Source organism: Brachyspira pilosicoli P43/6/78, from assembly GCF_000325665.1.
GTDB lineage: Bacteria > Spirochaetota > Brachyspiria > Brachyspirales > Brachyspiraceae > Brachyspira > Brachyspira pilosicoli.
This window is the reverse complement of the sequence record NC_019908.1, coordinates 2001066-2027681: the sequence shown is the minus strand read 5'-3', so window position 1 is coordinate 2027681 and position 26616 is coordinate 2001066. Positions and strand designations below refer to the sequence as shown.

Annotated in this window: 27 protein-coding genes; 9 read left to right on the top strand and 18 right to left on the bottom strand. The window is 27.4% G+C overall.

Annotated features, from left to right (window positions below; genetic code table 11):
* Nucleotides 1–18: 18 nt before the first annotated feature.
* The 8 genes from BPP43_RS09030 to BPP43_RS09000 all read right to left on the bottom strand — a co-directional run bounded on the left by BPP43_RS09030 (nt 19) and on the right by BPP43_RS09000 (nt 6051).
* Nucleotides 19–303: a PTS sugar transporter subunit IIB gene (locus BPP43_RS09030; protein WP_014933959.1), complete on the bottom strand. Its 285-nt coding sequence runs from the start codon at nt 301–303 to the stop codon at nt 19–21.
* A gap of 18 nt (nt 304–321) precedes the next feature.
* Complete coding sequence (locus BPP43_RS12365) at nt 322–588, bottom strand: PTS sugar transporter subunit IIA (protein WP_015274778.1); 267 nt, start codon at nt 586–588, stop codon at nt 322–324.
* The gene (locus tag BPP43_RS12360; RefSeq protein ID WP_015274777.1) at nt 560–793 is read right to left on the bottom strand and encodes a PTS sugar transporter subunit IIA; all 234 of its coding nucleotides are present in this window, start codon (nt 791–793) and stop codon (nt 560–562) included. Before BPP43_RS12360 ends, BPP43_RS12365 begins: the two co-directional genes overlap by 29 nt.
* A gap of 23 nt (nt 794–816) precedes the next feature.
* Entirely contained in the window at nt 817–1764 is a 948-nt protein-coding gene (locus BPP43_RS09020) for a transketolase family protein (protein WP_013244029.1), read from the bottom strand.
* Between the two features lie 21 nt (nt 1765–1785).
* Nucleotides 1786–2595, bottom strand: a complete 810-nt coding sequence (locus BPP43_RS09015) for a transketolase (protein ID WP_013244030.1) — start codon at nt 2593–2595, stop codon at nt 1786–1788.
* A gap of 50 nt (nt 2596–2645) precedes the next feature.
* Nucleotides 2646–3917, bottom strand: coding sequence for a PTS ascorbate transporter subunit IIC (gene ulaA / locus BPP43_RS09010; RefSeq protein WP_013244031.1), 1272 nt, complete (start codon nt 3915–3917; stop codon nt 2646–2648).
* A gap of 36 nt (nt 3918–3953) precedes the next feature.
* On the bottom strand, nt 3954–4229 hold the full coding sequence (locus BPP43_RS09005) for a PTS sugar transporter subunit IIB (RefSeq protein ID WP_014933961.1): 276 nt from the start codon (nt 4227–4229) through the stop codon (nt 3954–3956).
* A 199-nt stretch (nt 4230–4428) separates the two neighbouring features.
* Nucleotides 4429–6051 (bottom strand): Na+/H+ antiporter NhaC family protein, encoded by a 1623-nt coding sequence (locus BPP43_RS09000; protein WP_015274775.1) that lies wholly within the window; start codon nt 6049–6051, stop codon nt 4429–4431.
* A 334-nt stretch (nt 6052–6385) separates the two neighbouring features.
* Here BPP43_RS09000 and BPP43_RS08995 point away from each other — a divergent pair, with 334 nt between their 5' ends.
* The gene (locus tag BPP43_RS08995) at nt 6386–7672 is read left to right on the top strand and encodes a hypothetical protein (RefSeq protein WP_013244034.1); all 1287 of its coding nucleotides are present in this window, start codon (nt 6386–6388) and stop codon (nt 7670–7672) included.
* On the opposite strand, the gene BPP43_RS08990 is transcribed toward BPP43_RS08995, so the two are convergent.
* From BPP43_RS08990 to BPP43_RS08980, 3 genes are all read right to left on the bottom strand, one after another.
* On the bottom strand, nt 7669–9198 hold the full coding sequence (locus BPP43_RS08990) for an aryl-sulfate sulfotransferase (RefSeq protein WP_015274774.1): 1530 nt from the start codon (nt 9196–9198) through the stop codon (nt 7669–7671). The two genes, BPP43_RS08995 and BPP43_RS08990, sit on opposite strands and share 4 nt — an antisense overlap.
* A gap of 239 nt (nt 9199–9437) precedes the next feature.
* Nucleotides 9438–10421 carry an AAA family ATPase gene (locus BPP43_RS08985; RefSeq protein WP_013244036.1) on the bottom strand — a complete coding sequence of 328 codons (984 nt, stop codon included), beginning with the start codon at nt 10419–10421 and terminating at the stop codon, nt 9438–9440.
* A gap of 12 nt (nt 10422–10433) precedes the next feature.
* A complete protein-coding gene (locus BPP43_RS08980; protein WP_014933965.1) occupies nt 10434–10877 on the bottom strand; it encodes a BatD family protein in 444 nt (147 codons plus the stop codon).
* Nucleotides 10878–11056: 179 nt separating this feature from the next.
* Here BPP43_RS08980 and fsa point away from each other — a divergent pair, with 179 nt between their 5' ends.
* Together fsa and BPP43_RS08970 are read left to right on the top strand one after the other, a co-directional pair.
* Nucleotides 11057–11710 (top strand): fructose-6-phosphate aldolase, encoded by a 654-nt coding sequence (gene fsa, locus BPP43_RS08975; protein ID WP_014933966.1) that lies wholly within the window; start codon nt 11057–11059, stop codon nt 11708–11710.
* Between the two features lie 66 nt (nt 11711–11776).
* Nucleotides 11777–12190 carry a hypothetical protein gene (locus tag BPP43_RS08970; protein WP_015274772.1) on the top strand — a complete coding sequence of 138 codons (414 nt, stop codon included), beginning with the start codon at nt 11777–11779 and terminating at the stop codon, nt 12188–12190.
* Between the two features lie 611 nt (nt 12191–12801).
* On the opposite strand, the gene rsmG is transcribed toward BPP43_RS08970, so the two are convergent.
* From rsmG to BPP43_RS08955, 3 genes are read right to left on the bottom strand one after another with little or no spacing between them, the layout of a single operon-like run.
* Nucleotides 12802–13431: a 16S rRNA (guanine(527)-N(7))-methyltransferase RsmG gene (gene rsmG, locus BPP43_RS08965; RefSeq protein WP_015274771.1), complete on the bottom strand. Its 630-nt coding sequence runs from the start codon at nt 13429–13431 to the stop codon at nt 12802–12804.
* Between the two features lies 1 nt (nt 13432).
* The gene (locus BPP43_RS08960; RefSeq protein WP_013244041.1) at nt 13433–14155 is read right to left on the bottom strand and encodes a hypothetical protein; all 723 of its coding nucleotides are present in this window, start codon (nt 14153–14155) and stop codon (nt 13433–13435) included.
* Between the two features lie 31 nt (nt 14156–14186).
* On the bottom strand, nt 14187–16124 hold the full coding sequence (locus BPP43_RS08955) for a tetratricopeptide repeat protein (protein ID WP_015274770.1): 1938 nt from the start codon (nt 16122–16124) through the stop codon (nt 14187–14189).
* Between the two features lie 217 nt (nt 16125–16341).
* Between BPP43_RS08955 and BPP43_RS08950 the strand changes: the two genes are divergently transcribed.
* Both BPP43_RS08950 and BPP43_RS08945 read left to right on the top strand, forming a co-directional pair.
* Complete coding sequence (locus BPP43_RS08950; RefSeq protein ID WP_015274769.1) at nt 16342–17910, top strand: AAA family ATPase; 1569 nt, start codon at nt 16342–16344, stop codon at nt 17908–17910.
* Complete coding sequence (locus BPP43_RS08945) at nt 17894–19297, top strand: VWA domain-containing protein (protein ID WP_015274768.1); 1404 nt, start codon at nt 17894–17896, stop codon at nt 19295–19297. Before BPP43_RS08950 ends, BPP43_RS08945 begins: the two co-directional genes overlap by 17 nt.
* Here BPP43_RS08945 and tilS read toward each other — a convergent pair.
* The 3 genes from tilS to BPP43_RS08935 are packed head-to-tail and all read right to left on the bottom strand — an operon-like array spanning nt 19290 to nt 22263.
* Nucleotides 19290–20501: a tRNA lysidine(34) synthetase TilS gene (tilS, locus tag BPP43_RS08940; RefSeq protein WP_252832428.1), complete on the bottom strand. Its 1212-nt coding sequence runs from the start codon at nt 20499–20501 to the stop codon at nt 19290–19292. The two genes, BPP43_RS08945 and tilS, sit on opposite strands and share 8 nt — an antisense overlap.
* A gap of 19 nt (nt 20502–20520) precedes the next feature.
* Complete coding sequence (locus tag BPP43_RS12355; protein WP_252832306.1) at nt 20521–20658, bottom strand: hypothetical protein; 138 nt, start codon at nt 20656–20658, stop codon at nt 20521–20523.
* A 15-nt stretch (nt 20659–20673) separates the two neighbouring features.
* Nucleotides 20674–22263 (bottom strand): arginine--tRNA ligase, encoded by a 1590-nt coding sequence (locus BPP43_RS08935; protein ID WP_015274766.1) that lies wholly within the window; start codon nt 22261–22263, stop codon nt 20674–20676.
* A 196-nt stretch (nt 22264–22459) separates the two neighbouring features.
* Here BPP43_RS08935 and BPP43_RS08930 point away from each other — a divergent pair, with 196 nt between their 5' ends.
* The 4 genes from BPP43_RS08930 to BPP43_RS08915 all read left to right on the top strand — a co-directional run bounded on the left by BPP43_RS08930 (nt 22460) and on the right by BPP43_RS08915 (nt 24667).
* Nucleotides 22460–23128 (top strand): hypothetical protein, encoded by a 669-nt coding sequence (locus BPP43_RS08930; protein ID WP_015274765.1) that lies wholly within the window; start codon nt 22460–22462, stop codon nt 23126–23128.
* Nucleotides 23129–23259: 131 nt separating this feature from the next.
* Complete coding sequence (locus BPP43_RS08925; protein WP_015274764.1) at nt 23260–23667, top strand: nitrous oxide-stimulated promoter family protein; 408 nt, start codon at nt 23260–23262, stop codon at nt 23665–23667.
* Complete coding sequence (locus BPP43_RS08920) at nt 23664–24026, top strand: YbaN family protein (RefSeq protein ID WP_015274763.1); 363 nt, start codon at nt 23664–23666, stop codon at nt 24024–24026. Before BPP43_RS08925 ends, BPP43_RS08920 begins: the two co-directional genes overlap by 4 nt.
* Nucleotides 24027–24061: 35 nt before the next feature.
* Complete coding sequence (locus tag BPP43_RS08915) at nt 24062–24667, top strand: hypothetical protein (protein WP_013244050.1); 606 nt, start codon at nt 24062–24064, stop codon at nt 24665–24667.
* A 591-nt stretch (nt 24668–25258) separates the two neighbouring features.
* On the opposite strand, the gene purD is transcribed toward BPP43_RS08915, so the two are convergent.
* Complete coding sequence (purD, locus tag BPP43_RS08910) at nt 25259–26515, bottom strand: phosphoribosylamine--glycine ligase (protein WP_015274762.1); 1257 nt, start codon at nt 26513–26515, stop codon at nt 25259–25261.
* Nucleotides 26516–26616 lie beyond the last annotated feature (101 nt).

The window sequence follows — 26616 nt, the reverse complement described above, 5'->3', positions numbered from 1 at the left end:
CAAACTCCTAAATATTATTTATTGAATATTAAGTTTTTCTTTTATTTTGTTTCTTAATTCATCTACACTTAATATACTTTGTAATACTATTATTTTTTCTTTATCTATAGAACTTACTGCTGATGACTCTGCAACATCTCTGCCTAATACATAATAATCAGCATTTTTAAATACAGCATTTGATATATCGCTATGTTCTACTTCAGCTTCTATGCCAAGTTCTTTTAAAACTTTAGATACATTCATAGAAACCATTAAAGATGATCCTAAACCGGATCCGCAAGCTGCTATAAATTTTAACATATAAATCTTCCTTTTTTATTAATTAGATTTTTTATTTAAAAGATAATTAATAATCTCTTCTTCAGAGTTCATATTTCTTAATTCATTCGCAACAACCCCATCTTCTTCGCTTCCAAATATATCTAATATATCAGACATAATCTCTATATGCGAATCATTATCCACAGCAGCTAATCCTATTAAACAATAAATGGGATTATTAGAATGATTCTCAAAATTAACTCCATTTTTTACTACAAGCAAAGTAATGCCATTTTTAAAAACCCCAGATTCTTCTTTTAGCATGAGGCATAGCTAAATGTTTACCTATAAGATAGTAAAAATTAAGTTCCTTACCAGAATCTATAACCTTTTGTATATACTCTTTATTAATATACTCTTTTTTTAGTAAAGGCTTAAAACATTCTTCAACTGCATCCTGCCAATTATTAGTATTATCAATAATCTTGACAGAATCAAGTTCTTTTAGCATATCTACCAAACCAGACATAAAATATATCCTTTATATTAATTTTATTTTATTACTTCTTTTACTCTGCTTAAAACATTTTCTCCAGATACGCCGTATTTAGCTTTTAATTCTGTAGATTTACCAGATTCAGTGAAAGTATCCTGACATCCAACTATTTTTAAAGGAGCAACATCTTTATGCTCAGCAAGCACCTCAGCTATAGCACTTCCCAAACCGCCTATAACACTATGGTTCTCTAAACTTACAACACATTTTACTTGTTTAGCATTCTCTATAATGTTTTTGCTGTCTAATGGCTTTAAAGAACGAACATGTATTAAACGATAAGTAATATTATTTTTCTCTAATAAGTTAGCAGCTGCAATAGCTTGTTCAAAAGAAGAACCGTCAAAGAATAAAGCAACATCATCACCAGTTTTAGCAATTTCTTTATTTGTAATATCAAAATTAGCCTCTTCAGGAGAATTATAAATTATAGGTACAGGCTCTCTTGATACTCTTACATAATAAAGACCTTTATTGTTAAGAGCATAAGTAATAGCAGATTTTACATCATTTTCATCAAGAGGAAGAAGTACATTCATATTTGGAACACAACGCATTAAAGCCATATCTTGTGTAGCTTGGTGGCTTGCACCGTCTGGACCAGCATCTAAACCTGGGTGAGTAGCTATTATTTTAAGATTAGCTTTAGCATAAGCAGCCTGTCTAATTTGTGTCCATATAGTACCAGTAGCAAATATAGCAAAATTAACATATACAGGATACATTCCTTCTAATGCTAAACCAGTAGCAGCACTCAAAGAACTTTGCTCACCAATACCTAATTCCCAATAATTTTTTGGGAAAGTTTTAGTTACATCATAAGAAGATGTTGAAGTACCTAAATCATTGTCTATAACTATAATCTTATTATTTTTTTCTATTAAACTAGTTAAATGTTTTCCTATTATCGCTCTAGGAGCTGAATTTTTTTCTATGTTTATCATAAATATTATTCCCCTTTTTTATTACATATCTAAATCTTTTTTTACTTGCTCAAAATCTTTATCACTTATAGTTACAGAATGGCAATTAGGGTTATTTTCTAAGAAAGAAACACCTTTACCTTTTACTGTTTTCATTATAATAGCAACAGGTTTTCCATTTAATTTATCTAATTTGTCTAATGCTTCAACAACATCTTTCATATTGTTTCCGTCTTTTACTGTTATTACATTCCAATTAAAGCTATTAAACTTATCTTCCAAAGAACCTAAATTAATAACTTCATTAACAGGGTCATGTGAAGATAGTCCGTTATTATCTATAATAGCTACTAAATTATCCAATTTGAAATGTGCAGCCTGCTGAACAGTTTCCCAAATTTGACCTTCATGAAGCTCAGCATCACCGCATAAAGCAAATATTTTATTGCTGTTATTATTTAATTTTCTAGCATAAGCCATACCCATAGCAACAGCTAAACCCTGACCTAAAAGACCAGTATTCATCTCTGTTTCTGGTATCTTGTTAATATCTGGGTGTCCTTGAAGATGGCTATTAACATGCTTTAATGTTTTTAGCTCTTCCATAGGTATAATACCCATATTAGCAAATATAGCATATTGCATAACAACAACATGTCCTTTAGATAATACAAAACGAGATCTATTACTATCTTTTAAATCATTAATATATTTATCATACACAGCAACAGCCATATCCATAGCAGATAAAGATCCGCCTAAATGTGCTACACCTTTTGAATCATAAACCATTTGAAGAAGTGTTTGTCTGCATTTCTTCGCTTTCTTTTCTAATTCTTCTATAGAACTCATCTATTTTTCTCCTATTTTATTATTTTTATATATTATAACATTATTTTATATTAATTGAATATGCTTAATATAGCATTTAATATTAAACCAACACTAACAAAGTCTGTTTCTGGGAAAGAAGTACCTGTTAAACCTATAGAACTCATTATAGGGTATATTAAAGCAGGTCCAACAGCTATAAGTATACCAGTGATAAATCCTCCAGCAATAGCACCTTTCCAACCGCCTGTAGCATTACCAAATACACCAGCAGTAGCACCTATGAAGAAATAAGGAACAGCAACAGGTATAATTACAGGTGTTTTTAAAGCTATAAATACAGGTATACATAATAAACCGCCTATATAAGCAGATAAGAATCCTATAACAGTAGCAGTAGGAGCATACTGGAATACTACAGGACAGTCTAAAGCAGGTTTTGCATTAGGAATAAGTTTTTCAGAAATACCAACAAATGCAGAAACTATTTCACCTAATACCATTCTTACACCAGTGATGATTATAAATAATGAAGCTGCAAATGATAATGATTGTAAAAATGGGAATAATATCCAGCTAACATTTCCAGATAAAGCCTCAACTTCTGCTTTACCAGCCATAAATGCTGATATATAATAGAACACTGCAACAGATAAAGCTACTGAAACAACATAATCTTTAAATATCATAAGCCAAGAAGGTAATTTTAATTTTTCAGTACTGTCTTCTGGTTTACCAACTTTAGAACCTATGAAAGATGATAAAGCATAAGCTAATGTAACATAGTGTCCCATAGCTATCTCATTTTCACCAGTAATTTTCTTCATACCTCTTTGTGCTATAGCAGGGAATAATGCTGCAGAAGCTCCTAATATAATAGCTCCCAATCCTATAGTAAGACCATCAGATACACCGTTTGCTTTAAATATTACAGTTAAAAGTGCTGCTAAATATAAATTGTGCTGACCTGTTAAAAATATGTATTTAAATGGAGTTAATCTAGCTATTATTAAATTAGCTATAAAACCGGTAACCATTATTAAAGCAACTATAGGTCCAAATTTATTTTGAGCCAATGCTGTAACAGCTTCAGCTAAAGGTAATACTCCTTCCAAATTAAATGCTTTTGTAAATAAAGTTTGGAAAGAATTTAATGAACTAGTTGCCAAAGAAGAACCAGCACTAAAAATTATAAATCCAACTATTGTTTTTATAGTACCGATTACAACCTTATCCCATTTCTTCTTTTGTAAGATAAGACCAAACATAGCTATAAAACCAACTAATATAGAACTAGTACCTAATAAATCATAAACTATAAAATTTAATATTCCTGTAATCATTTGAATTTTCTCCTTATAATGTTATTACTGTGATGCTTATTTGCTTAAAGCTTCTGATATTTTAGATTTTATTTCTTCTTTATTTGTGATAGATTCTATACCGATTACTATAGGGAATCTGCCTTGAAGTTCATCAGCTAAATCTTTCATCGTAACTAATATATCAACATCATTATATCCATCTATAGCTGATGTTACATCATGATACACCTCTGCATCTGCATTTAATGCTGATACAGCCTGTTCTACTTTTATTTTGAGAAGCATACTACTTCCCATGCCTGTTCGGCAAACGACCAAAATTTTTTTCATAAAATTTCCTTAATTTATTAAAATTTTCTAATTATTATATAAAAAAGGTATAAAAAACTCAATAATAAAATACCAAACTATTACTTTATATAGAAATAAAGTACTTTAAATATTATTAATTAAATATGAAAAAAACAAAAAAAGTCTCATAATATAAGAAATTATGAGACTTTTTAGAATTAATAAAATATTTTTAATATTATTTTATCATTTTTCTATCATAAAATTTTGGTGCTAGTATAGCCATTATACACATTATTACAAATCCTGTTAATAAAGCCAAGAAAGGATTTAAAGTAATACCTCCAACTATAACTCCTATAAATGAAGCAATAGCTACCAAACTAGCATAAGGAAGCTGTGTACTAACGTGTTCCAATAAAGGACAGTTACTTCCAGTAGAAGAAAGTATAGTAGTATCAGATATAGGAGAGCAGTGGTCTCCAAATACAGCACCAGAAACCAAAGAACCTACACTAATAAGAAGTACATTCAAAAGCTGTTCTCCAGAATAACCATTAGCATTAGCAAGACCTGTAGCAATAGGTATTACTATAGGAATAAGTATAGCAAAAGTACCCCAGCTTGTTCCAGTAGAGAAAGCTATAACACAGCCAAGCAAATAACCAATAGCAGGAAGAAGCCAAAGAGGGAAACCGCCGCCTTTAACAACTTCTGATAGGAAAGAAGCTAAACCTAAACCGCCTTCTTCTGGAGATGATTTTATAACATTACCAATAGTCCAAGCCAAAGCTAATACTACCAAAGCAGGCACCATTGATTTTATACCTTCCATTATAGCATTACCGGCAGAACGAACATTTAATAGTCTTCTAGCAACATAATAAATATACATTATTATAAGCGAAATAACTGCTCCATAAAACAAAGCTTTAGAAGCATCTGTTTGTATAAAAGCATTTGTAATAGTAGTACTGTTAAAAGCTTGTGATAAAGTTTCTATACCATCAGAACCAACTAAGCCCATATATGTTGTAATAGGAAACATCACTATACAAACCAATATTAATACTACTATAGCTATAACCATGTCATACCATTTAGCACTGTCGCCTGAAATAGTCTCTAAATTACCAGGACAAGCACCATATAAATCTTCATTAAATAATTTACCATTAGCAGCATCATCTTCACTTCTTTTCATAGGTCCGAAATCTTTAAAAAATAGTGAAATTAATACTACAAAAGCCAAAGCTAAAAGCGGATAAACCGAATAAGGTATCATTTTTATAAAGAAGATAAACTCACTCATATTCAAAGATTCAAACCCCTCAGAATCTCTAATATAGCTCATAACAGTTACAACCCAAGTAGATATAGGTGCAAGTATACAAACAGGAGCAGCAGTAGAATCTAATATATAAGCAAGTTTAGCTCTAGAAATCTTTTTTTCATCGAAAGCAGGGCGCATTACAGTACCCACAGAAAGACTATTAAAATAATCGTCTATAAATATAATAAGTCCAAAAAACCAAGTAAATATTAATACACTCTTTTTAGTTTTAAGGTATTTACTAGCCCATAAACCAAAAGCTTTAGTAGCACCTGTTTTTGAAAGCATGCTTACAAATGCACCAAGCAAAGCACAAAACAAAAGTATTCTTACATTCCAAGAGTCCCCAGTCATAGCAGCAACTTTATCTGTAAATATAGTGATAGCAGTAAATATGTTGCCATGTGCAAGTATTAAAGTACCGGAAAGTATACCAACAGTTAAAGAGATTATTACCTCTTTTGTAAGAAGGGCGAGTATTATAGCCAAAAGCGGAGGTATAATACCAAATAAACCGTAATGTTCCATTTTTAATCAGCTCCTATTTTTTTATGTATTATATTCAAATAAAAAAGCCCCCCGTATTTTAAGGGAGCTTTTAAATTGCTAAACTATATAAATAATGAATAAATAATTTAACACTCCCAAACGAAAAGAGGTTTATTATGTTTCTTAAATCTATTCATTATTTTCCTACTTTCTTTTTATAGTAATTTATTCTACTACAAAATATTAACTTTGTCAATAACAAAAAATAATATAATAATAAATGCTTTCGTATAAAACAACTACAAAATATATATTGATATAATAATAAAAAATGTTATTATATATAATATTATAATATGTACATATAAATTTTATGAATATTGAGTTTTTACTTAGTGCTAAATTTAATAGGGCTCTTCCTACAAAAGACAGACTATTTAAATCAATAGTATCATCTCTAAACGAAGTAAATATTAACCCTCTTGTAATGCTATCAGAATATTCTATCTTAGATGAAGATAACTCAAGCACATTAATATACTCTTTTCACCCAGCTTCTGACCCTGTATATTTTGAATATAAAGAAGGCACATTATATGTAACTATTAATAGCGGTATTTTGGGTGCTGGGTATCATAGATTTATAATTTCTGTATTAGGCAGAATTGCAACAAGATTAGATATTGTATTTGAAGAAGATAAAACATATAAAGACTACAGCGGATATTTTAAAGAAAAAAAATTTGATAAATTAAAAAATTTCTTTGCAGCAGCATTAAATGAATATTCAGAGAGTTTGCTTGCTAATGAAGAGTTTAAAGACTTTATGATATCTATGCCTTATGATTACCCTATGATAGAAAAAGAATATTATGCACTTTCTCCTTTGGGATATTGGGGTAAATCTTGGTTTAATAATTTAGTTAATGCTCCTTTAGAAGATAAATATAATTTTGCAAGAGAGTTTTTTATTTGGAATGATGAAGAGATTAATGCTGATTTTTGGTTTAAGAGTTTAAATAGCATTATATGGCTTTATTTCCCTTTTAGAGAGATTATAGATGATAAAGAGAGAGATGTATATAAAAAAATAATTTACTGTTTTCAAGAGGCATACAAAAAAGATAAAACACTGCCATATCCTTGGAAAATACTTTCTGATATAGCATACTATTTAGACGATGATAATTTAGCTAAATTTATAGAATCCAATAAACAAAATAATATTCAAATGGTTAATACTGATATTGGATTTAGAAAAGAATATGCAAGATACTCTATAGCAGGCGGATTTAATATTTCTCTTCCTATGAGTTTTAACATTTACAGAGATGATAAAACCTTAGTAGAGTTTAAAAACATACATACATACATTGCAATGCAGGTATATTCTTTTGCAAATGATGAAATTGACGCTATAATGGAATATGTTATAAAACAGATGGACGTAACAAAAGAAGAAAAAGGCGACCTTACAGATATAAAAATAAAAGATATAAAATCTGCTGTATACAAAAAATCTATGAGTAATGATGATTATGTATTTACTGTAGTAGCAGTTTCAAAAAAGCTAGCACTTCTTGCATGGTTTACATACAATGGCAAAGAAAACGAAGAATTATGTATAGAGGCTATAAAATCTATAAGCATATATAATTAATTCTTCATATTAGCATCTTCAAAGTACTCTCTTCCCTCTTCATAATATAAAGGTAATTTGTCTGCTCTGTAATATAATTCAGATTTAGGCATATCAAACTTAGCTTTAAATAAAACTTCTTTTGTTTGTTTATCTACTTCTAATACAGTTCTTATAGTTCCATAAGTTAAAAGTAAATTATTTCCTTTAATGTCAGCATCTGAAGTAATTCTCGAATAAAGCGAAGCATCTCTAAACTCATCTGTTTTAATCGCAGTATAATAACCATGCTCTCCTGTAATATTATACTCTACATATCTTGAGCCTTTAGAGTTTCTGTTGGCATCTCCCTGATTATCAAGCATGCCTAAGTTTCCATTTTCTAAAAGTATTAATGCATGCTGATTTTTTGGTCCATCTGTGAGTGCATCTCCTTTTACTCTGTATGCATCCAATGAAGGCAAATCTCCTAAATTATCTTTATAAGGAATCTGACCATATGCATTTCCTGTTCTTGTGTTTAATGTTTCATCTGCAAACCACCATATAAGTTTCCAATCGCTGTAATCAATTGCAAATACTCCTAAATTCCTTGAAGAGATATAAAGTATATCAGTATCTTTATCATAAACAAGTGAATTAGCATGAAACCAGTCTATAGATTTCTGCTCTCCGTTTTCATCTATAAATATATTGTTTTCATCAAACACTATTCTGTTTAATATTCTTATTTCATTTTTATCATTATTAGGAACTACTATATCTCTTATAATAGAAGCAAAACTCATCTTCCTAACTATATTTCCATAAAAGTCAATCTCTGTAATCTCATCATCTCCGCCCCATTTGCTTGCAGATAAATAAATATAATTATCATCTTTTTTTATAGTGTCATGATGAGAATTGCTCGGATATTTTACAAGTTCCTTTCCAAGCATATTATAAATTTTGCCTTCATACATAGGATATATTAAAAACTTATTGCCCTCTATAGCGATTTTTGAAGCAGTAACTCCTTTAATAAAATATCTCACATAACCATTTTTTGATATACCTATAGTAGCAGTAGGATACCAGCCATTAAAATATTGAATAAAATATAATTCAGGATTATTTCCGTCGTCGTTTGTAAGTTTATTAACTTCTACAGCATATTTTGAATCAATATATACATCATCATGATAAATCTTTTTTATATAATGATTTTCTACAATTTCTCTTCCTGCATCATTGATAATAATTGTATTTGTAGCCTCTGGGAAAAGTCCATGTATTTCAAACTCTTTGCCGTAATTAGCTGGATATGTATGAATTATATCAGGTTCATTGTATAGCCCTTTAACAGTTACAGTTATTGGATAGTTGTTTGTATTGCTTATAACATAAGAAGCAGATAATGGAGCTATATCATAAGGGTTTAATATTATAGTGCCTAATGGTGTGAGTTTATTAGGCTCAATAATATTTTCTTCTAACTCCTTTTCATTTGCACTACAGTTTACTATAAATAAAAAACTAAATAAAAAGGTTAATAGAATGTTTTTCATAAGCAGCACCTAAATATAATATATATATACTAAAAAATTTTTTATTTTCTAATAACTTAAATTTTAAATATTTGCATGTCTTTGCCCTTAACGAAGTCCACACCGCGACCGAAGGAAGTACCTTTAGGTGTGTAGCTGCGGGAAAAAGAACAATAAAATATTAATAACTTAAAATTTTTAAATATATATTTTAATTTTTAAAAATTATATTAATATGCTCAAAACTTCTTATACAACTTTTAAGGCACATTGATGTTTGAAAGAAGTTCCTCTATAATCATATCGCTGCTTACATTCTCAGCTTGTGCCTCATAACTTACACTTATTCTATGTCTTAAAACCTCATAAGCAACAGCTCTAATATCTTCCGGTATCACAAAGCCTCTGCCGCTCATCATAGCATTAGCCTTAGCTGCTTTTGTAAGATATATACCAGCTCTAGGAGAAGCACCATAATCAATATACTCCTCTTTAAGTTTATATTCTATTGGGTTTCTTGTCGCATCTATTATATTAACTATATAGTCTAATAATTTATCTTCTATATATATTTGTTTAGCTAATATTCTTAATTTGTTTATTGTTTCTATTGTTGTGATAGGTTTTACTTCCTCTGGTTTTGAAGAAGACATATTTTTTATTATAGTTTTCTCTTCGCTTTTTAGGGGGTATTTTACAATTACTTTTAGCATAAATCTATCAACTTGTGCCTCTGGTAAAGGATAAGTACCTTCCTGCTCTATTGGGTTTTGAGTAGCTAATACTAAAAATACTTCTGGAAGTTTATATGTTTTATCGCCTATTGTAACTTGATGTTCTTCCATGGCCTCAAGCAAAGCAGATTGCACTTTAGCAGGAGAACGGTTTATCTCGTCTGCAAGTATGATGTTTGAAAATATTGGTCCTTGCTTTGGTAAGAAAACTGAATTTTTAATATCATATATCTCTGTACCTATTATATCTGCAGGAAGCAAATCGGGTGTAAACTGTATTCTTTTAAAAGTAGCATCTATTGTAGAAGCTAAAGTTTTTACTGTAAGCGTTTTTGCAAGACCAGGTACCCCTTCAAGCAATACGTGCCCATCACATACTATGCCAAGCAAAAGCTTATCTATCATATTCTCTTGCCCAACTATTACTTTTTTAATCTCATCTTTTACTGCATTCACAACATCTAATGCCGCATTGGCTGCTTCTGAAATAGCCTGTAAATCCTTAGTCATAAACTCTCCATTTTAATTTTTATGCTGTTTTTTTATAAATTTATATAATAAATACACTATAAGAACTATAAGTACCCATTGCCCAATCATTATAATTAAAAATGAATTGCCAAAAACTCTAATGTTGTATTCACTCAAAGGCTCTTCATTTGGTATTAAATTATTTCCCCTCTCAAGTTCATAATAACGAGCCTCTAATTCTGGTATTTTTAATTTACCTTTATTAATAGGTTTTAATGTATATATTATTTTGTATACAGTTTTTATATCGGAATTATCTTTATCTATGGTTTCGCTTTCTATTCTTTTGTTTATTATTTCAAAATCGCTTATAGAGTTTTCGTCTAATCCTTCAGCCTTAAAACTATTCGCATCTCCTGTAAAAGTTAAAGTATATTTTATGTTCTGCCATTTATATATACTCTTTCTATTAACCTTACCTTCAACAGAAACCATTGGAAAAACTGTTCCGCTGATAAATAATATAAGCAAAATAATATAATATCTCATAGCTTTTTAGATTATAATAAAACGCAAAAAAGTCAACCTAATTAAATGTATTATATAATAAATTGAAATTAAATAAAATTAAATATATAATTGATAAAACAAAATATATTTATAGGAGTGTTGTAATGAAATTTTTCATAGATACAGCTAATGTTGATGATATAAGAAAAGCTAATGATATGGGCGTGATATGCGGAGTTACTACAAACCCATCATTAATAGCAAAAGAAGGAAGAGATTTTAAAAAAACAATAGAAGAAATAACTACAATTGTTGATGGACCTATTTCCGGAGAGGTAAAAGCTACTACTGTAAAAGCAGAAGATATGATAGCTGAAGGAAGAGAAATAGCTAAAATACATAAAAACATGGTAGTAAAAATTCCTATGACTGTAGAAGGATTAAAAGCTGTAAAAGTATTATCTAAAGAAGGAATAAAAACTAATGTTACTTTAATATTCTCAGCTAATCAGGCATTACTTGCTGCAAGAGCAGGTGCAACTTATGTTTCTCCTTTCTTAGGAAGACTTGATGACATATCTACTGACGGTCTTGAACTTATTAGAACAATATCTGATATTTTTGCTACACATGCAATAGAAACAGAAATAATTTCAGCAAGTGTTCGCCACCCTATACATGTTACAGAATGTGCTTTAGCTGGTGCTGATATTGCTACTGTACCTTATAATGTAATTGAACAAATGACTAAACACCCTCTCACTGACCAAGGTATAGAAAAATTCAAAAAAGATTATGAAGCTGTTTTTGGTAAATAATTTATAAATATTATATTAGCTTTGCATATAGTACTTAGTGCAAAGCTAATTTTTTTATTATAGTAAATGAAAAACAATATCAAAAAAAACATAAAAAAACTTATAAGCCTAATACCGTTATTTATTATTGTTATACTAATTCTATGGTACAAAACCCCAATCAACGGTATAAATTGCTACCCTCAAAGTGTAGAAAAAATTACTCTAGAATATCAAAATAAAATATTAAACATCACAAATACAAATGATATAGAGTTTATTATAAAAAGCTTAAACAGCATATCTCTAAATAAAACAATACCAATTATTAAAGCAAACACTAACAGCTATAAAATAAATATAATAAGCACAAATAAAAATATACCAAATGATATTATAATATATTCAAAAGACACAGCATCAATTGGATATTTCTATTATACAGATAAAAACTCAATGCTTCCATATGATTATATAAAGAATATATTTTCTAATAAATAAAAGATATTTTTTAAGTTTTTTATTTGTGGTGGCTTTGCCCCCCTGCGAAGCGTGCCCGTAAGGGTACACACCCCCACTTCTTTTGCCGACGCTCTGCGTGCCTGCGGCAAGGCACCTACTCGGTATTGATATAAAAGAACCTTATATCCTTCGGATACGCTTCGCGAAGAACTGCATTTTTTAGCTTAAGATGTTGGTATTACAATATAAGTTTATACATATTCCAAACATACAAAGTTATAGTACTTGCACTTTTTGGTTCTTTTGACGAAGTCCACACCGCAACCGAAGGAAGTGCCTGCGACCGAAGGGAGTCCTTCAGGTCGACCATAGGAAGTACCTTTAGGTATGGGTGCGAGCTGCGGGAAAAAGAACAAGAAAAAAATCAATAGAAAACTATTGTTTCAATATATTATAAAAATTTTAAACTCTTTTATTTTATATTATTTGCAGGGCTTTGCCCCGCACCCCAGTTCTTTTACCGAGTAGGTACCTTTCGGTATTGGTATAAAAGAACCTTATATCCTTCGGATACGCTTCGCGAAGAACTGCATTTTTTTAATCATAATATAACCATTATCTTATATTCAATTTATATTTTAAACATATAACTATTTGTCTCTTATTATCACTAAATGTCTTTCTTTTTCCTTTGAAGCTAACTTCACTATATTAACATCATATTTATGTATATCGTTAATCTCTTTAAGCTCTTCTTCTATTGTTTGAAGTTTTCCCTTATATGCTATTAGAGAGGCATTTTTAGTCTTTATCTTTTTAAATATTCTAATAAGAGTTTTTATATCAGAAAAAGCCCTTGATGTAATTGTGTCATATTTCTCTTTTAATTCATATACATTTTTTGATGCAATATTTATATTAGTAAGATGCAATTTCTCTTTAGCTATAACTAAAAAATCAGACTTCTTATTTTTAGACTCGCATAATGTAAACTTTTTATCATTATACATTATAGCAAGCGGAATAGAAGGAAGTCCTGCCCCGCTTCCAACATCTATAATATTATCATAATCTCTAAATACATCTAATGCCAAAAGAGAATCAAGAATATGCTCATCTAAAAATGTCTGAATATCTTTAGCACCTGTTATATTTATATTTTTATTATAATCCATAACTAAAGATGCATAATCTATTATCTTTCTTTTTTTTAAATCATTATCATCATCTTTAAATAAAGATAATTTATCTAATTCAATACATAAATCATCATAAATCATATTACCAGCCTAATTTTTTAGCTGCATTTTTAGCATTATTACCAGCAGAAACATTTGTTACATTGTAGCGAATTTCTCTTTTATCAGTTTTACTTTTCATAATAAACTCTTTAGGATACGGTATATTATTAACTGTAGTATAAGAACCAAATTCAACATTAACAACATTATCCATAAATGAAGTAGAAAAACTTCTTACACGGAAAGTAGAAGCAGAAAAAACTATAGTATCAACTCTGTCATTATATCCAATTTTTAGAGTATGCCAATTTTTACCTAATGTGATATTGCTGCTTATTATTTTTTTATTTAAATCTATAAATTTATAATCTAATATATCAGCATAAAGTTTAGGAAAACGCATAATAGGAGCTTCTAATGCAAATGTATTAAAGTTTCTTTTAATAGTTTCACCAGAATCTTGTGTGTATAATGTAAGTTCATTGTTAATAACTTTAGCGTCCATTATAACACCGCCCAAAAGCCCGTCTAATGCTGTCATATATTTATTATTATTTTCATTTTTATAATAATTAACTATCATAGGCATTTGGTCTAAATCATCTCCGCTGTAAAAAGCACCTCCAGATGAATAAAGCGAAGTAAATGGAGATTTTGAAAACTTATCAAAAGCCTCTTTCATTACTTCCTGTTCATTTTGAGCAAATACTGTAGCTGCAGAAAATATAAATAAACATATATAAATTATTCTTTTTTTCATCATTATTTTAAACCTCTCTTATTTTGTTTTTTAGTTATTGTTTGTTATTTTCTATTGATGATATTCTCTCTTCTATTCTCTTTGAATCAAAGCTATTATCTTTATAAATAGAAGAAATTGATTTTCTATAATATTTTAATGCATTGTTAAAATCTTTTTTAGCATAATAAACATCTGCCAAATGTGAATAAATTTCAGCCTCAGATGTTTCATCTGCATAAAATGCTGCCTTTAACAATAATTTTAAAGACTCATCATAATTGCCTTTTAAATAATATCCAAAACCTAAAGTATCTATATAATGAGGAGATTTAGGCTCTATTTTTACAGCATCTTTAGCAAGCGATATTCCTTTATCTATATCAATATTCAAATATATCAAAGCCCAAGCTAAACTATTTAATCCTTCAGCAGAATCTTTATCTATAGAATATTTAAAATTGGCATATTCCATAATAGAGTTAGTATTAGAAACAGAAAGTGCTGTAACATAAGGTATATTTAATCTATAATCATTAGTATTAAGATTTTTATTTCTCTTAAAAAACTCTAAATCTTTATTTAAAAAGTTATTAGCATTATCAAAGTCATTATTTAAATAATATACATAAGATTTCAAATAACTATAAGAATCTTTTTCTTTTTCAAACTTTTCAATATTTTTTATAGCAAAATCATATTCGCCTATATCAGAAGAAGTCATAACCAAAGATACTAATTCATTTTCTGCTATATTGCCTTTTTTTAATGAAGCATATTTATAAAGCATCTCTTTGGCAGCTTCTTTATTATTTTGCTCTTCAAATTTCAAAGCAGCTTGCAAATATAATGTATATAGTTTTTCATTTTTACTGTCATAATTAATAATATTTTCTATATGTTTAGGCAAAGCATCTATATTGCCAAGCATTAAATAAAAACTAATAATATCCATCTCTGCTTTTATTTTTTCTTCTTTGCTTCCTACTTCATTTACAAGTTTATAGTATGTTTGAATTATATCCAAATCTATTTTTGCTCTGTCTATATCTGTTTCTATAATATTTAAAGCATTGCTGTAGCCATTATTTTTAGCTTCTATAATAACAGACAACACTTGCGGAATATTAACACTATTATTAATTTGTGAGAATAATTCTTCATTATATTTGTCAGCCATAAAACTTAAATAAGCACTTAAAATAGAAGCATTAGGGTTTTCTAAACTTTTACTATATGCCTCATCATAGTTTTCTAATGCTTGATAACTCTTTATTACAGCAAATGAAGCATCTTGCCTATCTTTATCTGATAAAGAATCATAATTAAGTTTATTTAGTCTATCTATTGCATTTTGAAATCTGCTTAAATAAAAATTGCACATTCCATAATAAAAATTATAATACTGCAAATAATTCTTACTAGCTGGTTTTGAAGTATTTACCTTATCAAAATAATAAACAGCATTTTGAAAATCTCTATCATTAAAATTAATAAAACCTAATAATATCAAAGTATCATTATAATTTCTGTCTATCTCATAAGCATTTTCAAGATAATATTTTGCCTTTTTAAAATCTCCTACAAAAAATATGTTTCTCTCAGCAGCCTTGATTAATATATCTATATTTTGAGGATTGTTTAATACAAGAGAATCATATATTTTTATACTCTCCTCAATTTCTCCTAAAGCCTCATGAGTTTCAGCAAGAGAAATATATATATCATCATCTTGTATATATTTTAAAACTTCTTTTAATATAACTTTAGCATTTTCTAAATTATTAATACTCTCTTCATTGCGTACACCACTTGCTAATGCTTTTTCTTTATAGTATAGAGCAAAACTATATGCTGCCCTTGCCTCTTCTTCATTTCTAATATATCCATTTTCACTATAGCTATTTGTAGAAGAATAATCATTGCTTAAAGAAGTTTGTGCATTAAGAATATTCAACCCAATTATGAATATTAGTAATATATATTTATACATATTTACCCCGCATAGGCTTATTAAATTTATTTATTAATTATTATATATTCGTCAATTATATAAAAAAGCATAAGAGAACTATTTTTGTAAAATGATTTATTTAACTTTTTTATTAATTATATCAAAAAAACATATAAAAGTAAATTAAGCATTATTAAATATAATTACTTTAAATAATAATACAGCTATGATATACTTAAATAAGTGAGAGAGTTTTATGAAAAATACTGATATATTTAAAAAAATAGAAAATATTATAAAATTACTTTCTAATGGTCTTTATGAGAGAGAAAATATTGTAGCATTAACTCTATTAAGTGCTATAGCAGGAAAACCAATATTTTTATACGGCCCTCCTGGAACAGCAAAAAGCTTTATAGCAAAGAGAATATCTTATGCATTCAAAGATTCAAAATATTTTGGATACTTAATGCAAAGATTCAGCACACCAGAAGATATATTCGGCCCTATTAGTTTGGAAGAATTAAAAAACGATAGATATATAAGAAAAATTGAAGGATATTTGCCAGATGCTGACTTTGCTTTTTTAGATGAAATTTGGAAAAGCAGCCCCGCTATATTAAACACACTTCTTACCATAATAAATGAAAGAATATTTAAAAATGGTGTTAATGAAATAAAAGTGCCATTAAAAGCATTAATCTCAGCAAGCAATGAAACTCCTCCAGAAGGTCAAGGTCTTGAAGCATTGTATGATAGATTTATAATGCGTTTAAATATAACAAATATAAAAACTAAAGATAACTTTGAAAAAATACTTCAAAACACAGAACTATCTTCTTTTGTAGATATAGATGATAACTTAAAAATATCAACAGATGAATGGTTAGAAATTAGAAATAATGCTAATAATATTAAACTTTCAAAAACTGTTATTGATATTATTCATTATATAAAGCTTTCTATAGAGAAGTTTAATGAAGAGAATATTAATATATATGTATCAGACAGAAGATGGCAGCATATAGCATATTTATTAAAGCTGTCGGCTTATTTAAGTGCTAAAGAAGAAGTTGATATTTATGATTGCTTTATTATTTATAATTGTTTATGGAGTAAAGAAGAGCATATTGATATTGTAAAAAAGATTACTGAAAACGCTATTAGAGAATATTATAATTTTAATGATTTAATAGATGAATGGAAAAATGATTTTGAAAATATAAAAATAAATAATGAATGTTTTTATTTAGAGAAAGTTTATGATACAGAAAACATTGATGATAAGTATTATATAGCAAAAAGTTTTGATGTTGTTATGGACGAATATAATAATAAAGCTGAAACTATTATTTATATACCAATAAAACAATTACAGAAAAACGGATATTTTTATCCATTAGACATTAGCAGAAATCAAACAAAAAAGTTTAGATGCAATTTTTTTGGAAGTGATAAATGTGTTGTTGAAATAAACTCTGCTATAAAAACAAATGGTTTATTATCAAACAGACTTTCAAAAAATTATGAAGCATTGTTTGAGTTTGAGCCTGAATATCATATTAAAAGATTAAAAGCTAAAAAAATAGAAAAAGAAAAAAAAGAAAAATATATAAATATTCTAAATGACTTATTATTAAAGATTGATAATATTATCTCCAATATTAAAAATAATTTTGAAATATCAAGAAATATATTTATGTCTGATGAAGAGTTTAATTTTTTTAGAGAGATATTTGATGATTACATAGAGAATCTCGAAAGCGAAAAATTAAACGCTGAAAAGCTAAAAAATGAAATAGAAAACCATGAAACAATTTATTAATAATAATTCTTATAAAGAAGAAATAAAAAAAACAGAAAAAATGGCAAGAGGCGTTTTTTACGGCTCATTTAATAAAGATGAAAGAATAGAAAAAGAATTAGAAACAAAAATTGAAAAATGGAAAAAAGATTTAAATGATTATATATCTAGCAATAATCCATATATAGAAAATAGAAGAGAATTAGAAATAGCAAAAAAAGAATTAGAGAAAAAAGATATTAGCAAAAAAGATATAATAAATAATTTGAATATGTTTAACTCTCTTGATATAGACACAAAATTTTGGATTGATAAATTAGAAAACAATAATAATAATTTAAACGCTATAAAGAAAAATATAATATCAAATTGGAATGAAGTTTATAATAAAAAAAATAATGAATGGACTATAAATGCTATCAAAGAAAAAAGATATAAGTTTATTAATGATATAGAATCTTGGATTAAATTATTAAAGAGATTAAGATATATGTCTAATATACTTAGAATAAAAACAGGTGTGTTATGGGATTTTAGAGTTGGGGAATTAAAAGAAGAAGATATTTCTTTATTAGAGAGATGGGTTAAGTTTATAGATAATATTGATAAAAATAATTATATAGAAAAAATAGCAGACTCTATAGGCAAAAAAATAGATATAGAAAAAATAACAAAAAATATAGAATTAAAAAATAACTATTCATACACAAATAAAAAGATTGATTCTAAAGATGAGATATCTGGAATTTATTTTTCTAAAGATATAGAAAACATTATTCCAGAGGAGCTTTCACTTCTTTGCAATGATGAAGCAGAAAAGTTGTTTAAGCTAAAATATATAGAAAATAGGATTATGTGCTTTGATAAAAGTTACTATGCATTTGATGAATTAGATAAAGACAAAACCGCATCGGGCTATAAAGACTCAAAAGGCGATATGATTATATGCATAGACACAAGCGGCTCTATGAAAGGGGTAAACGAATATATTGCCAAATCTATAATGTTTAAAATATTAATGAAAGCTATAGCAGAAAATAGAAATGCTTATCTTATTAACTTCAGCACAGAAATATACACATATAAGTTTGATAGTAGTAGCGGCGTAGATGAACTTATAAAATTTTTAAAACTTAGCTACTACGGAGGTTCTGATATATACAAGGCTCTCTATGAAGCAAATAGAATAATGAAAAAATATAATAATAATGATGTACTTGTGATATCAGATTTTATAATGGAAGATATGCCTCAATATTTGGTTGATATATGTTTAAAGCAGAGAAAAGAGGGAAACAATTTTTTTGCTGTGTCTATTGGTAAGTTTCCATTTGGATATTCTTATAAAAAAGTTTTTAATAGGCATTGGGTATTCGATATAGAAAATGGAATAAAAGAAATTAGTTAATTAATATCTCTAATGCATAATCATCGTTATTTTTTAATGCATAATTTTTTGATACTCTATTAATTCCATAAGGCTCTAAATATATTGCAGCTATTTCATTTTCTGATTCTATTATAGGAATTAAATCTCTCTCTTTAGAAGGAACTTTTAAATCTATTAAAATGTTTCTTAAATATTTTTTATTTCCATTTGGATAGCTATATAAAAAATCTCCTTCTTTTCTTTTTCGTATAACAATAGGGAAAGTTTTTTTTATGTATATATTTTTTTTATAATCAATATCCTTGTTTAAAACAGTTTTTATATTTATGGTTTTACCAGCAAAATTGTAAACTCCGTCATTATAAACTGTAATTGAATCTGTATTAATATCGTTAGTTTTTACAATTTCTAATAAACAATAACTCTTTGCTAAATTATAATCATCAAGCCTTAATATTATATTTGGTTTTTTTGAATAAATTATTTTTAATATCTCTAATAATCTTTTTTCTGTTATCTCAATATTATTTTTAAAAAGAAACTTTATAATTATTTTTTTTAATACAAGTTTGTTTTTTATATTTTTTATATTTATTTTATTTCTGCTGATTTCTATTTTTTTATATGTTTTATTAACTTTTTTTCTTAATATATTTGACTCTTCATAAACTCTATAAGCAAACTTTATTATATTATTTTTTGCTTGTAAGTTTATCTCTTCGAGCATTGGTATAATGACATTTCTTAATTTGTTTCTTGAATATTTATTTGTTTTGTTTGATGAATCTTCTCTGTGAGATAAGCTGTTTTCTTTAGCATACTCTTCAATATCTTTTCTGTAGAAGTTTAATATTGGTCTTAATACATATTTTCTTTTTTTGCTTAGGGCTTTATAAATATTTGTGCCCGAACCTTTAATCATTCTATAAATTATAGTTTCTGTTAAATCATCTTTATTATGAGCTATAAGCAAATAGTCATATATTTTTTTATTGTATAGTTCTTTGAAAAATAAGTATCTGTCTTTTCTTGCTTCTAATTGAGTGTTTTTATTATTGTAGCTTCCTTTCTCTATATGTTTTACGTAAATATCTATATTATAATTTTTGGCAGTTTCTCTTGCAAACATTTCATCGCCGATAGACTCTTCGCCTCTCAAATTATAATTAACATGAATTGCTATAAGGTTATAATTTAGCTTATCTTTAAGTTTGTATGCTATATTTAAAAGTACTTGTGAATCAATACCGCCGGAATATGCTACAGCAAAAGTTTATTTTTTTTTCTTTATTAGAAGAACTATTAGAAATATTCTTTTTATTATTTTCTTCATTTTCTTTTATTGCTTCTAATAAAAACTGCTCTACTTCTTTTAACATATTCTTTAGCTTATTTTAATTGTTGTCATACATTCTTTCTATTTTTGTTATACCTATAATATCAAAACATATGCCAAGAATCTTTTTAACAGCTCTTATTAAAGTAAGTCTTTCCTGTCTTATATCATCATTTTCTTCTAATACAATATTGTCATAATAAAACTTATGCAAAGCAGAAGCAACATCATAAGTATAATTTAATAAAGTATAAACCTCTAAAGACTTAGCAGACTCATAAATCTCATCTGGGAATCTTAATATCATCTTAGCAAGTTTTAAAGTGCTTTCATTAGATATTTTATTAATGTCAAATTTTTTATTATAATCATACTTCATGTTTTTCTCTTCTAATTTGAAGAAAATATTACAAACTCTCGCATAAGCATATTGAACATAATAAACAGGGTTATCATTATCCTTCTTTTTTGCAAGCTCCAAGTCAAAATCTAATGAACTAGAATATGAACGCATAAGAAGAAAATATCTAGTAGGGTCAACACCAATCTCATCAATAACCTCTTCAAGACTAATCATATCCCCAGTTCTTTTGCTCATTCTTACAAGCTCATTTCCTCTGTACAAACGAACCAACTGACCTAGTATAACTTTTAAATCAGCAGTATCATCGCTCACAGCTCTCACAGCAGCAGTAATTCTTGGAACATAACCATGATGGTCAGCACCCAATATATCTATTAAATATTTATATCCTCTGTCTATTTTGTTTTTGTGATATGTAATATCTGGTGCAAAATAAGTGTATGAACCATTACTTTTTTTAACTACCCTATCTTTATCATCGCCGTATTCAGTACTTCTAAACCAAGTAGCATTATCCTCTTCAAATAAAAGCCCCTTTTCATTTAAATAATCTATAGTCTTTTCTAATTCTCCGCCCTCTCTTATCTTAAGTTCAGAAGCATAATTGTCCATATATGTGCGAAATCTCTCTAACAATTTTCTCTGCTGTTCTAATATAATATCCTTAGGCACTCCTTCCATTTTAGCAATATCTTTAATATAAGCACCATGATATCCGTCTTCAGGAATCTCTCTTCCTTCTTTTACAGCATTAACACTCTCATTAAGCTTTGTTATCTGCTCTCCCGCATCATTAACATAAAACTCTTGATACACATCATGACCAACATATTTAAGTATATTTGATAAAGCACTTCCAATAGCAGCCCATCTTCCATGACCAATATGAAGCGGACCTGTAGGATTGGCACTAACATATTCAACTAGTATTTTTTTCTTATCTTCTGCAGAGTTCTTGCCGTAATCATCATCTTCTAATAATTGATTTATACATTCATTTATATAATCTTTTGATAATGTTAAATTTATAAATCCAGGTCTAGCAACCTCAACATTATCAAAATATTTTTTATCTATTAGTTTTACAATATCATTAGCTATATCAAAAGGATTTTTTTTAAGTGCTTTTGCAAGCCTCATAGCTACAGGCGAAGCATAATCTCCAAACTTCTCATCTACAGTGTATCCTATATCTATATAAGAATCTATATTCTCTACATCTGTGTCTTTTAAATAATTGCATAAAGCTTCTTTTATTATATCTGATACTATTTTTTTAAGCATACCCTCTCCACAAAAAATATTTAGAAAATAGCCTTTATAGTATATCAAAGTTTATAACTTCTGCAAGTATAATATTTTAATGTATTGTAATAATTGTTTATTGTTAATAATTAAATATAATATTGACATTTTTTTAAATAATGTTAGAATATACTAACATTATTTAAGTACTAGCAAACATATAAAGGAACTTGCTATGAAATATATAATACTAATCGCTATCATAACAAATATGCTATATAGTTATAATTCAAAAGAAATAAATGATTTTTATAATAATTACTACTCTTCAAAAAACTATGATATTAATTTATTAAAAGCAAATAATTCTCAAACTTACAAAAATATATATAACCTGATAACTTCAAAAAATATATCAAGCGATAAAGAAAAATTTAATTATTTAAAAAAGGCAATAGATGAAAATAAAAATTATATAACATCAAAAGACATTGATTATTTAATAAGTATATCAGAATTAATGAATTATATTATATATTATTCATCACTTCCTGATAAAATTTCTTATGGGAAAAAATCTAAAGAGATATATCAAAACATTTTAAAAATTGACAGCAGCAACTTTTTTGCACTTCTTGGCACAGCTATAGGATATATGCATGCTCCGGCAATAGCAGGAGGAAGCGATAAAAAAGCATTTGAATATTTTAACAAAGCTTTAGATAACTCAAAAGAAAAATACCAAAAATATTTATCATATATATGGCTTTCACAATATTATTTCAAAATAAAAGATAATGAAAACTATAAAAAATACATAGATATGAGCAGAAGTATCTACCAAGATGGCAAGTTGTTAAATGAGGCTATAGAAATAAATAAAACAAAAAATAAACCTTTATAAAAATAGTTTATAAGGTTAATTAATATAATAAATATTTTTTATTTGGACTTTTTTATTAAAATATTGATTTTTGGGAATAGTATATTGGGTATCAAAAAAAGATGCCCAATATATAAAAAAGAGCTGTAAAAATGTGCTTAAAAAAAACAAATGACAAACTATGTAAAAAAAGAGAAAATGAAAAAAGAGTAATGTTTTATATGATAAATCTTTACTGTAAACATCATCATAAAGATTATCAAAAGATTTGCTTAAAAACATTTGGAAGCAAACCATTATGCAAAGAGTGCGAAGAAATATACAATTACTCAACAGATAGAACAGACAAATGCATATTTATAGAAACAAAAACTTTTTGCAGTGCTTGTCCAAGGCAATGCTACAAAATAAATATAAAAAATAAAGTAAAACAAATTATGTCTTTTTCTGGAAAAATAATGCTAATATATCACCCTATAATAGCACTTAAACATATATTTGTTATGATTAAGCATAATTTTATAAAAAATAAAAAATTAGATTTTAAAGGTATTATATGAAAACATTATTAATAGTTTTAGGATTTATATGTGTGGCTATAGGAGCTGTCGGAATAGTTGTGCCTATACTTCCTACAACTCCTTTTTTGCTATTAGCATCATTCTTTTTTGCTAAAGGCTCTAAAAAGTTTCATGATTGGTTTATGTCTACAAAATTGTATAAAAAACATTTAGAGAGTTTTGTTAATTCTAGAGCTATGACTTTAAAATCTAAATTAACAATACTTCTTCCTGTTAGCTGTATGCTTATAGCTACTTTTATATTTGTTAATAATTTGCATGCAAGGATTTTGTTAGTTGTATTATTTATTAGTAAATATTTATACTTCTTCACGCAAATAAAAACAATAAAAGAATAACTATAAATTTAACGAATACTGGGAAAATAAATTTAATGAAAAAATACATACTTATAATAAATATAATATTTTTATCTTTGTTTGATATACTATACTCTCAAGAAAATGATAACAATGAAAAAAAAGGCTTTCAGTCTGTACTTGATAATAGATTTTTTTCTATAGGTTTATTCAGCAGTGCAGATTCAATAAAAACATCTGTAAATATAGAGTTTGGTTTTAAGCTAATGAAATACAATAACTTTCAAATAAAAAGCTACACATCTATTGCTGGTTCAAAGATATACGATGACAATCCTCATATGTATCAATTAGGGCTTATGCAAAAGTTTATATTTGGAGGAGATGACGAATACAAAGGAGCTATAAGCATATCAAGGTATGGTTTTGCTTTTGGAAGTTTTGGATTTTTATCTTTTGATGCTGATAAAAGCGGAAAGTTTTTATTCAGTGCTCCATATTATTTTGAAGTTGGTGGTGGGGCTGGTTTTAATATAAATGTAAGTAAGCATGTGGGTATAATATTAGAGTTTGGAGGTGGGCTTCATATGGTTGTAAATGGAAAAGAGTTAGGATATCCTGCCAAAATAAATAAAGCTGGATTTGGAAGAATGAGTATTGGAGCAAGGTATTATTTTTAATATATATTTATAAAATTTTATTTACACTCCCCACCCTTTTTATTTTTATAACTTTATTTTGATATTATAATTTATATTATATTTAATGTTTAATTAGAAATATCACACCCGCCCAGGATTTTTTAAATTTATAGTTTTAACTCCACGCGGTAATATAAATTTTAATTTATAGAAATTTTACAACCATTGAGTATCTATATCTTTAAAGTAAGTTCAACGCGTGATTAAAAATATATCAACTTTTTTGTGCCCAAAAAAGTTGCAAAAAAGACTAATTAATTTGGTAATATTAATAAGTTTATTTTAATTATACGACTTTGAGAGTTTGAAATTTTATTTTAAAATAATAAATTTGATATATATTTAGTGTCTATAAACTAAGATTATACACCAGCAAAGAGTTTTTTAAATTTGATATTTTTTAATACACGCGGTAAACAAACTTTTTGTTTATAGTTATAATGCAATTATTAATTAAATTTGTTTTTATAACTAGCTTAACGCGTGATAAAATAAACTTTATTAAATAAAAAAGCCCACCTTAAAATATTAAGATAGGCTTTTATTATATAATTTTTTGCTTATATAATTTTACAGCTTAATTAAACCAATATCTTTTCTAAAATATTTATCTTTAAAATCTATCTTTTCAATATCGTTATAAGTAAGTTTTCTTGCTTCTTCCAAACTATCAGCAATATTCACAACATTCAAAACCCTTCCGCCGCTTGTAATAATATTTTTATTTTCATCGAGTTTAGCACCAGCTATAAAACATTTGCCGTTTATATTGTTTATGCCAGTAATTTTATATCCCTTGTTATAACTAGAAGGATATCCGCCAGAAGCCATAACCACACAGCAAGCATGTTTATCTTTCCATTTTATATCTATGTCTTTTAATTTCTTATCCATAGCACTTTCTATTAAAGATAAATAATCACTCTCCATGAGCATAAGCACAGCCTGTGTCTCTGGGTCTCCCATTCTCACATTATACTCAAGCAAATACACTCCATTTTTTGTAATCATAAGCCCAAAAAATATTATACCAGCAAAACTTATATTTTCTCTCTTCATTCCTTCGAGAGTAGGATTTAAAATATCTTTTATAAATAAACTTTCTGCCTCTTTTGTATAATAAGGGTTTGGTGATATTACACCCATTCCTCCAGTGTTTAATCCGCCATCATTATCCAACGCTTTTTTATGGTCTTTTGCAGATATAAAAGGTATTATAGTGTTACCATCTGTTATAGATAAAATAGAAGCCTCATAACCTTCCAAAAACTCTTCTATTACAATCTCATTACAAGCATCACCAAATACTTTTTTTATCATCATATCTTCTAATGCATTATTGGCTTCTTTTATATCTTTACATATAATTACACCCTTACCTAAAGCAAGTCCGCTAGCCTTTATAACAATAGGATAATTTATACTTTTTAAATATTCTTTTGCATTATTATAGTCATTAAATGTTTTGTACTCAGCTGTTTTAATTCCGTATTTTTTCATAAACTCTTTAGCATAAGCCTTAGAGCCCTCAAGCATAGCACCTTTTTTATCAGGTCCAAAGATTTTTAAATTGTTCTTTTCAAATATATCTACTATGCCGGCAACAAGAAGCTCCTCACTTCCTACTATAGTTAAATCAATACTCTTCTCTTTTGCAAAATTAACAAACTCATCAATTCCGTTTAATTTCACATTCTCACATTTATTTTCATAAAAAGTTCCAGCATTACCCTCAGAACAGTATATCTTCTCTACTCTTTCATTCTTTGATAAGCTAAAAGCTATAGCATGTTCTCTTCCGCCAGAGCCTATGATTAGTATTTTCATTATACAAAACCTTTATTTTTTTTCTTATATTATAAATTAATAATCATATTTAGTCTATAAAATAATTGATTTTTAATTGACAAAAATATATTTTTATATAA

Excerpts from the sequence above, each read along its gene's own strand:
- BPP43_RS09030 (WP_014933959.1), bottom strand. The coding sequence starts at position 303 with ATGTTAAAATTTATAGCAGCTTGCGGATCCGGTTTAGGATCATCTTTA.
- BPP43_RS12365 (WP_015274778.1), bottom strand. The coding sequence starts at position 588 with ATGCTAAAAGAAGAATCTGGGGTTTTTAAAAATGGCATTACTTTGCTT.
- BPP43_RS12360 (WP_015274777.1), bottom strand. The coding sequence starts at position 793 with ATGTCTGGTTTGGTAGATATGCTAAAAGAACTTGATTCTGTCAAGATT.
- BPP43_RS09020 (WP_013244029.1), bottom strand. The coding sequence starts at position 1,764 with ATGATAAACATAGAAAAAAATTCAGCTCCTAGAGCGATAATAGGAAAA.
- BPP43_RS09015 (WP_013244030.1), bottom strand. The coding sequence starts at position 2,595 with ATGAGTTCTATAGAAGAATTAGAAAAGAAAGCGAAGAAATGCAGACAA.
- ulaA (WP_013244031.1), bottom strand. The coding sequence starts at position 3,917 with ATGATTACAGGAATATTAAATTTTATAGTTTATGATTTATTAGGTACT.
- BPP43_RS09005 (WP_014933961.1), bottom strand. The coding sequence starts at position 4,229 with ATGAAAAAAATTTTGGTCGTTTGCCGAACAGGCATGGGAAGTAGTATG.
- BPP43_RS09000 (WP_015274775.1), bottom strand. The coding sequence starts at position 6,051 with ATGGAACATTACGGTTTATTTGGTATTATACCTCCGCTTTTGGCTATA.
- BPP43_RS08995 (WP_013244034.1), top strand. The coding sequence starts at position 6,386 with ATGAATATTGAGTTTTTACTTAGTGCTAAATTTAATAGGGCTCTTCCT.
- BPP43_RS08990 (WP_015274774.1), bottom strand. The coding sequence starts at position 9,198 with ATGAAAAACATTCTATTAACCTTTTTATTTAGTTTTTTATTTATAGTA.
- BPP43_RS08985 (WP_013244036.1), bottom strand. The coding sequence starts at position 10,421 with ATGACTAAGGATTTACAGGCTATTTCAGAAGCAGCCAATGCGGCATTA.
- BPP43_RS08980 (WP_014933965.1), bottom strand. The coding sequence starts at position 10,877 with ATGGTTTCTGTTGAAGGTAAGGTTAATAGAAAGAGTATATATAAATGG.
- fsa (WP_014933966.1), top strand. The coding sequence starts at position 11,057 with ATGAAATTTTTCATAGATACAGCTAATGTTGATGATATAAGAAAAGCT.
- BPP43_RS08970 (WP_015274772.1), top strand. The coding sequence starts at position 11,777 with ATGAAAAACAATATCAAAAAAAACATAAAAAAACTTATAAGCCTAATA.
- rsmG (WP_015274771.1), bottom strand. The coding sequence starts at position 13,431 with ATGATTTATGATGATTTATGTATTGAATTAGATAAATTATCTTTATTT.
- BPP43_RS08960 (WP_013244041.1), bottom strand. The coding sequence starts at position 14,155 with ATGATGAAAAAAAGAATAATTTATATATGTTTATTTATATTTTCTGCA.
- BPP43_RS08955 (WP_015274770.1), bottom strand. The coding sequence starts at position 16,124 with ATGTATAAATATATATTACTAATATTCATAATTGGGTTGAATATTCTT.
- BPP43_RS08950 (WP_015274769.1), top strand. The coding sequence starts at position 16,342 with ATGAAAAATACTGATATATTTAAAAAAATAGAAAATATTATAAAATTA.
- BPP43_RS08945 (WP_015274768.1), top strand. The coding sequence starts at position 17,894 with ATGAAACAATTTATTAATAATAATTCTTATAAAGAAGAAATAAAAAAA.
- BPP43_RS12355 (WP_252832306.1), bottom strand. The coding sequence starts at position 20,658 with ATGTTAAAAGAAGTAGAGCAGTTTTTATTAGAAGCAATAAAAGAAAAT.
- BPP43_RS08935 (WP_015274766.1), bottom strand. The coding sequence starts at position 22,263 with ATGCTTAAAAAAATAGTATCAGATATAATAAAAGAAGCTTTATGCAAT.
- BPP43_RS08930 (WP_015274765.1), top strand. The coding sequence starts at position 22,460 with ATGAAATATATAATACTAATCGCTATCATAACAAATATGCTATATAGT.
- BPP43_RS08925 (WP_015274764.1), top strand. The coding sequence starts at position 23,260 with ATGTGCTTAAAAAAAACAAATGACAAACTATGTAAAAAAAGAGAAAAT.
- BPP43_RS08920 (WP_015274763.1), top strand. The coding sequence starts at position 23,664 with ATGAAAACATTATTAATAGTTTTAGGATTTATATGTGTGGCTATAGGA.
- BPP43_RS08915 (WP_013244050.1), top strand. The coding sequence starts at position 24,062 with ATGAAAAAATACATACTTATAATAAATATAATATTTTTATCTTTGTTT.
- purD (WP_015274762.1), bottom strand. The coding sequence starts at position 26,515 with ATGAAAATACTAATCATAGGCTCTGGCGGAAGAGAACATGCTATAGCT.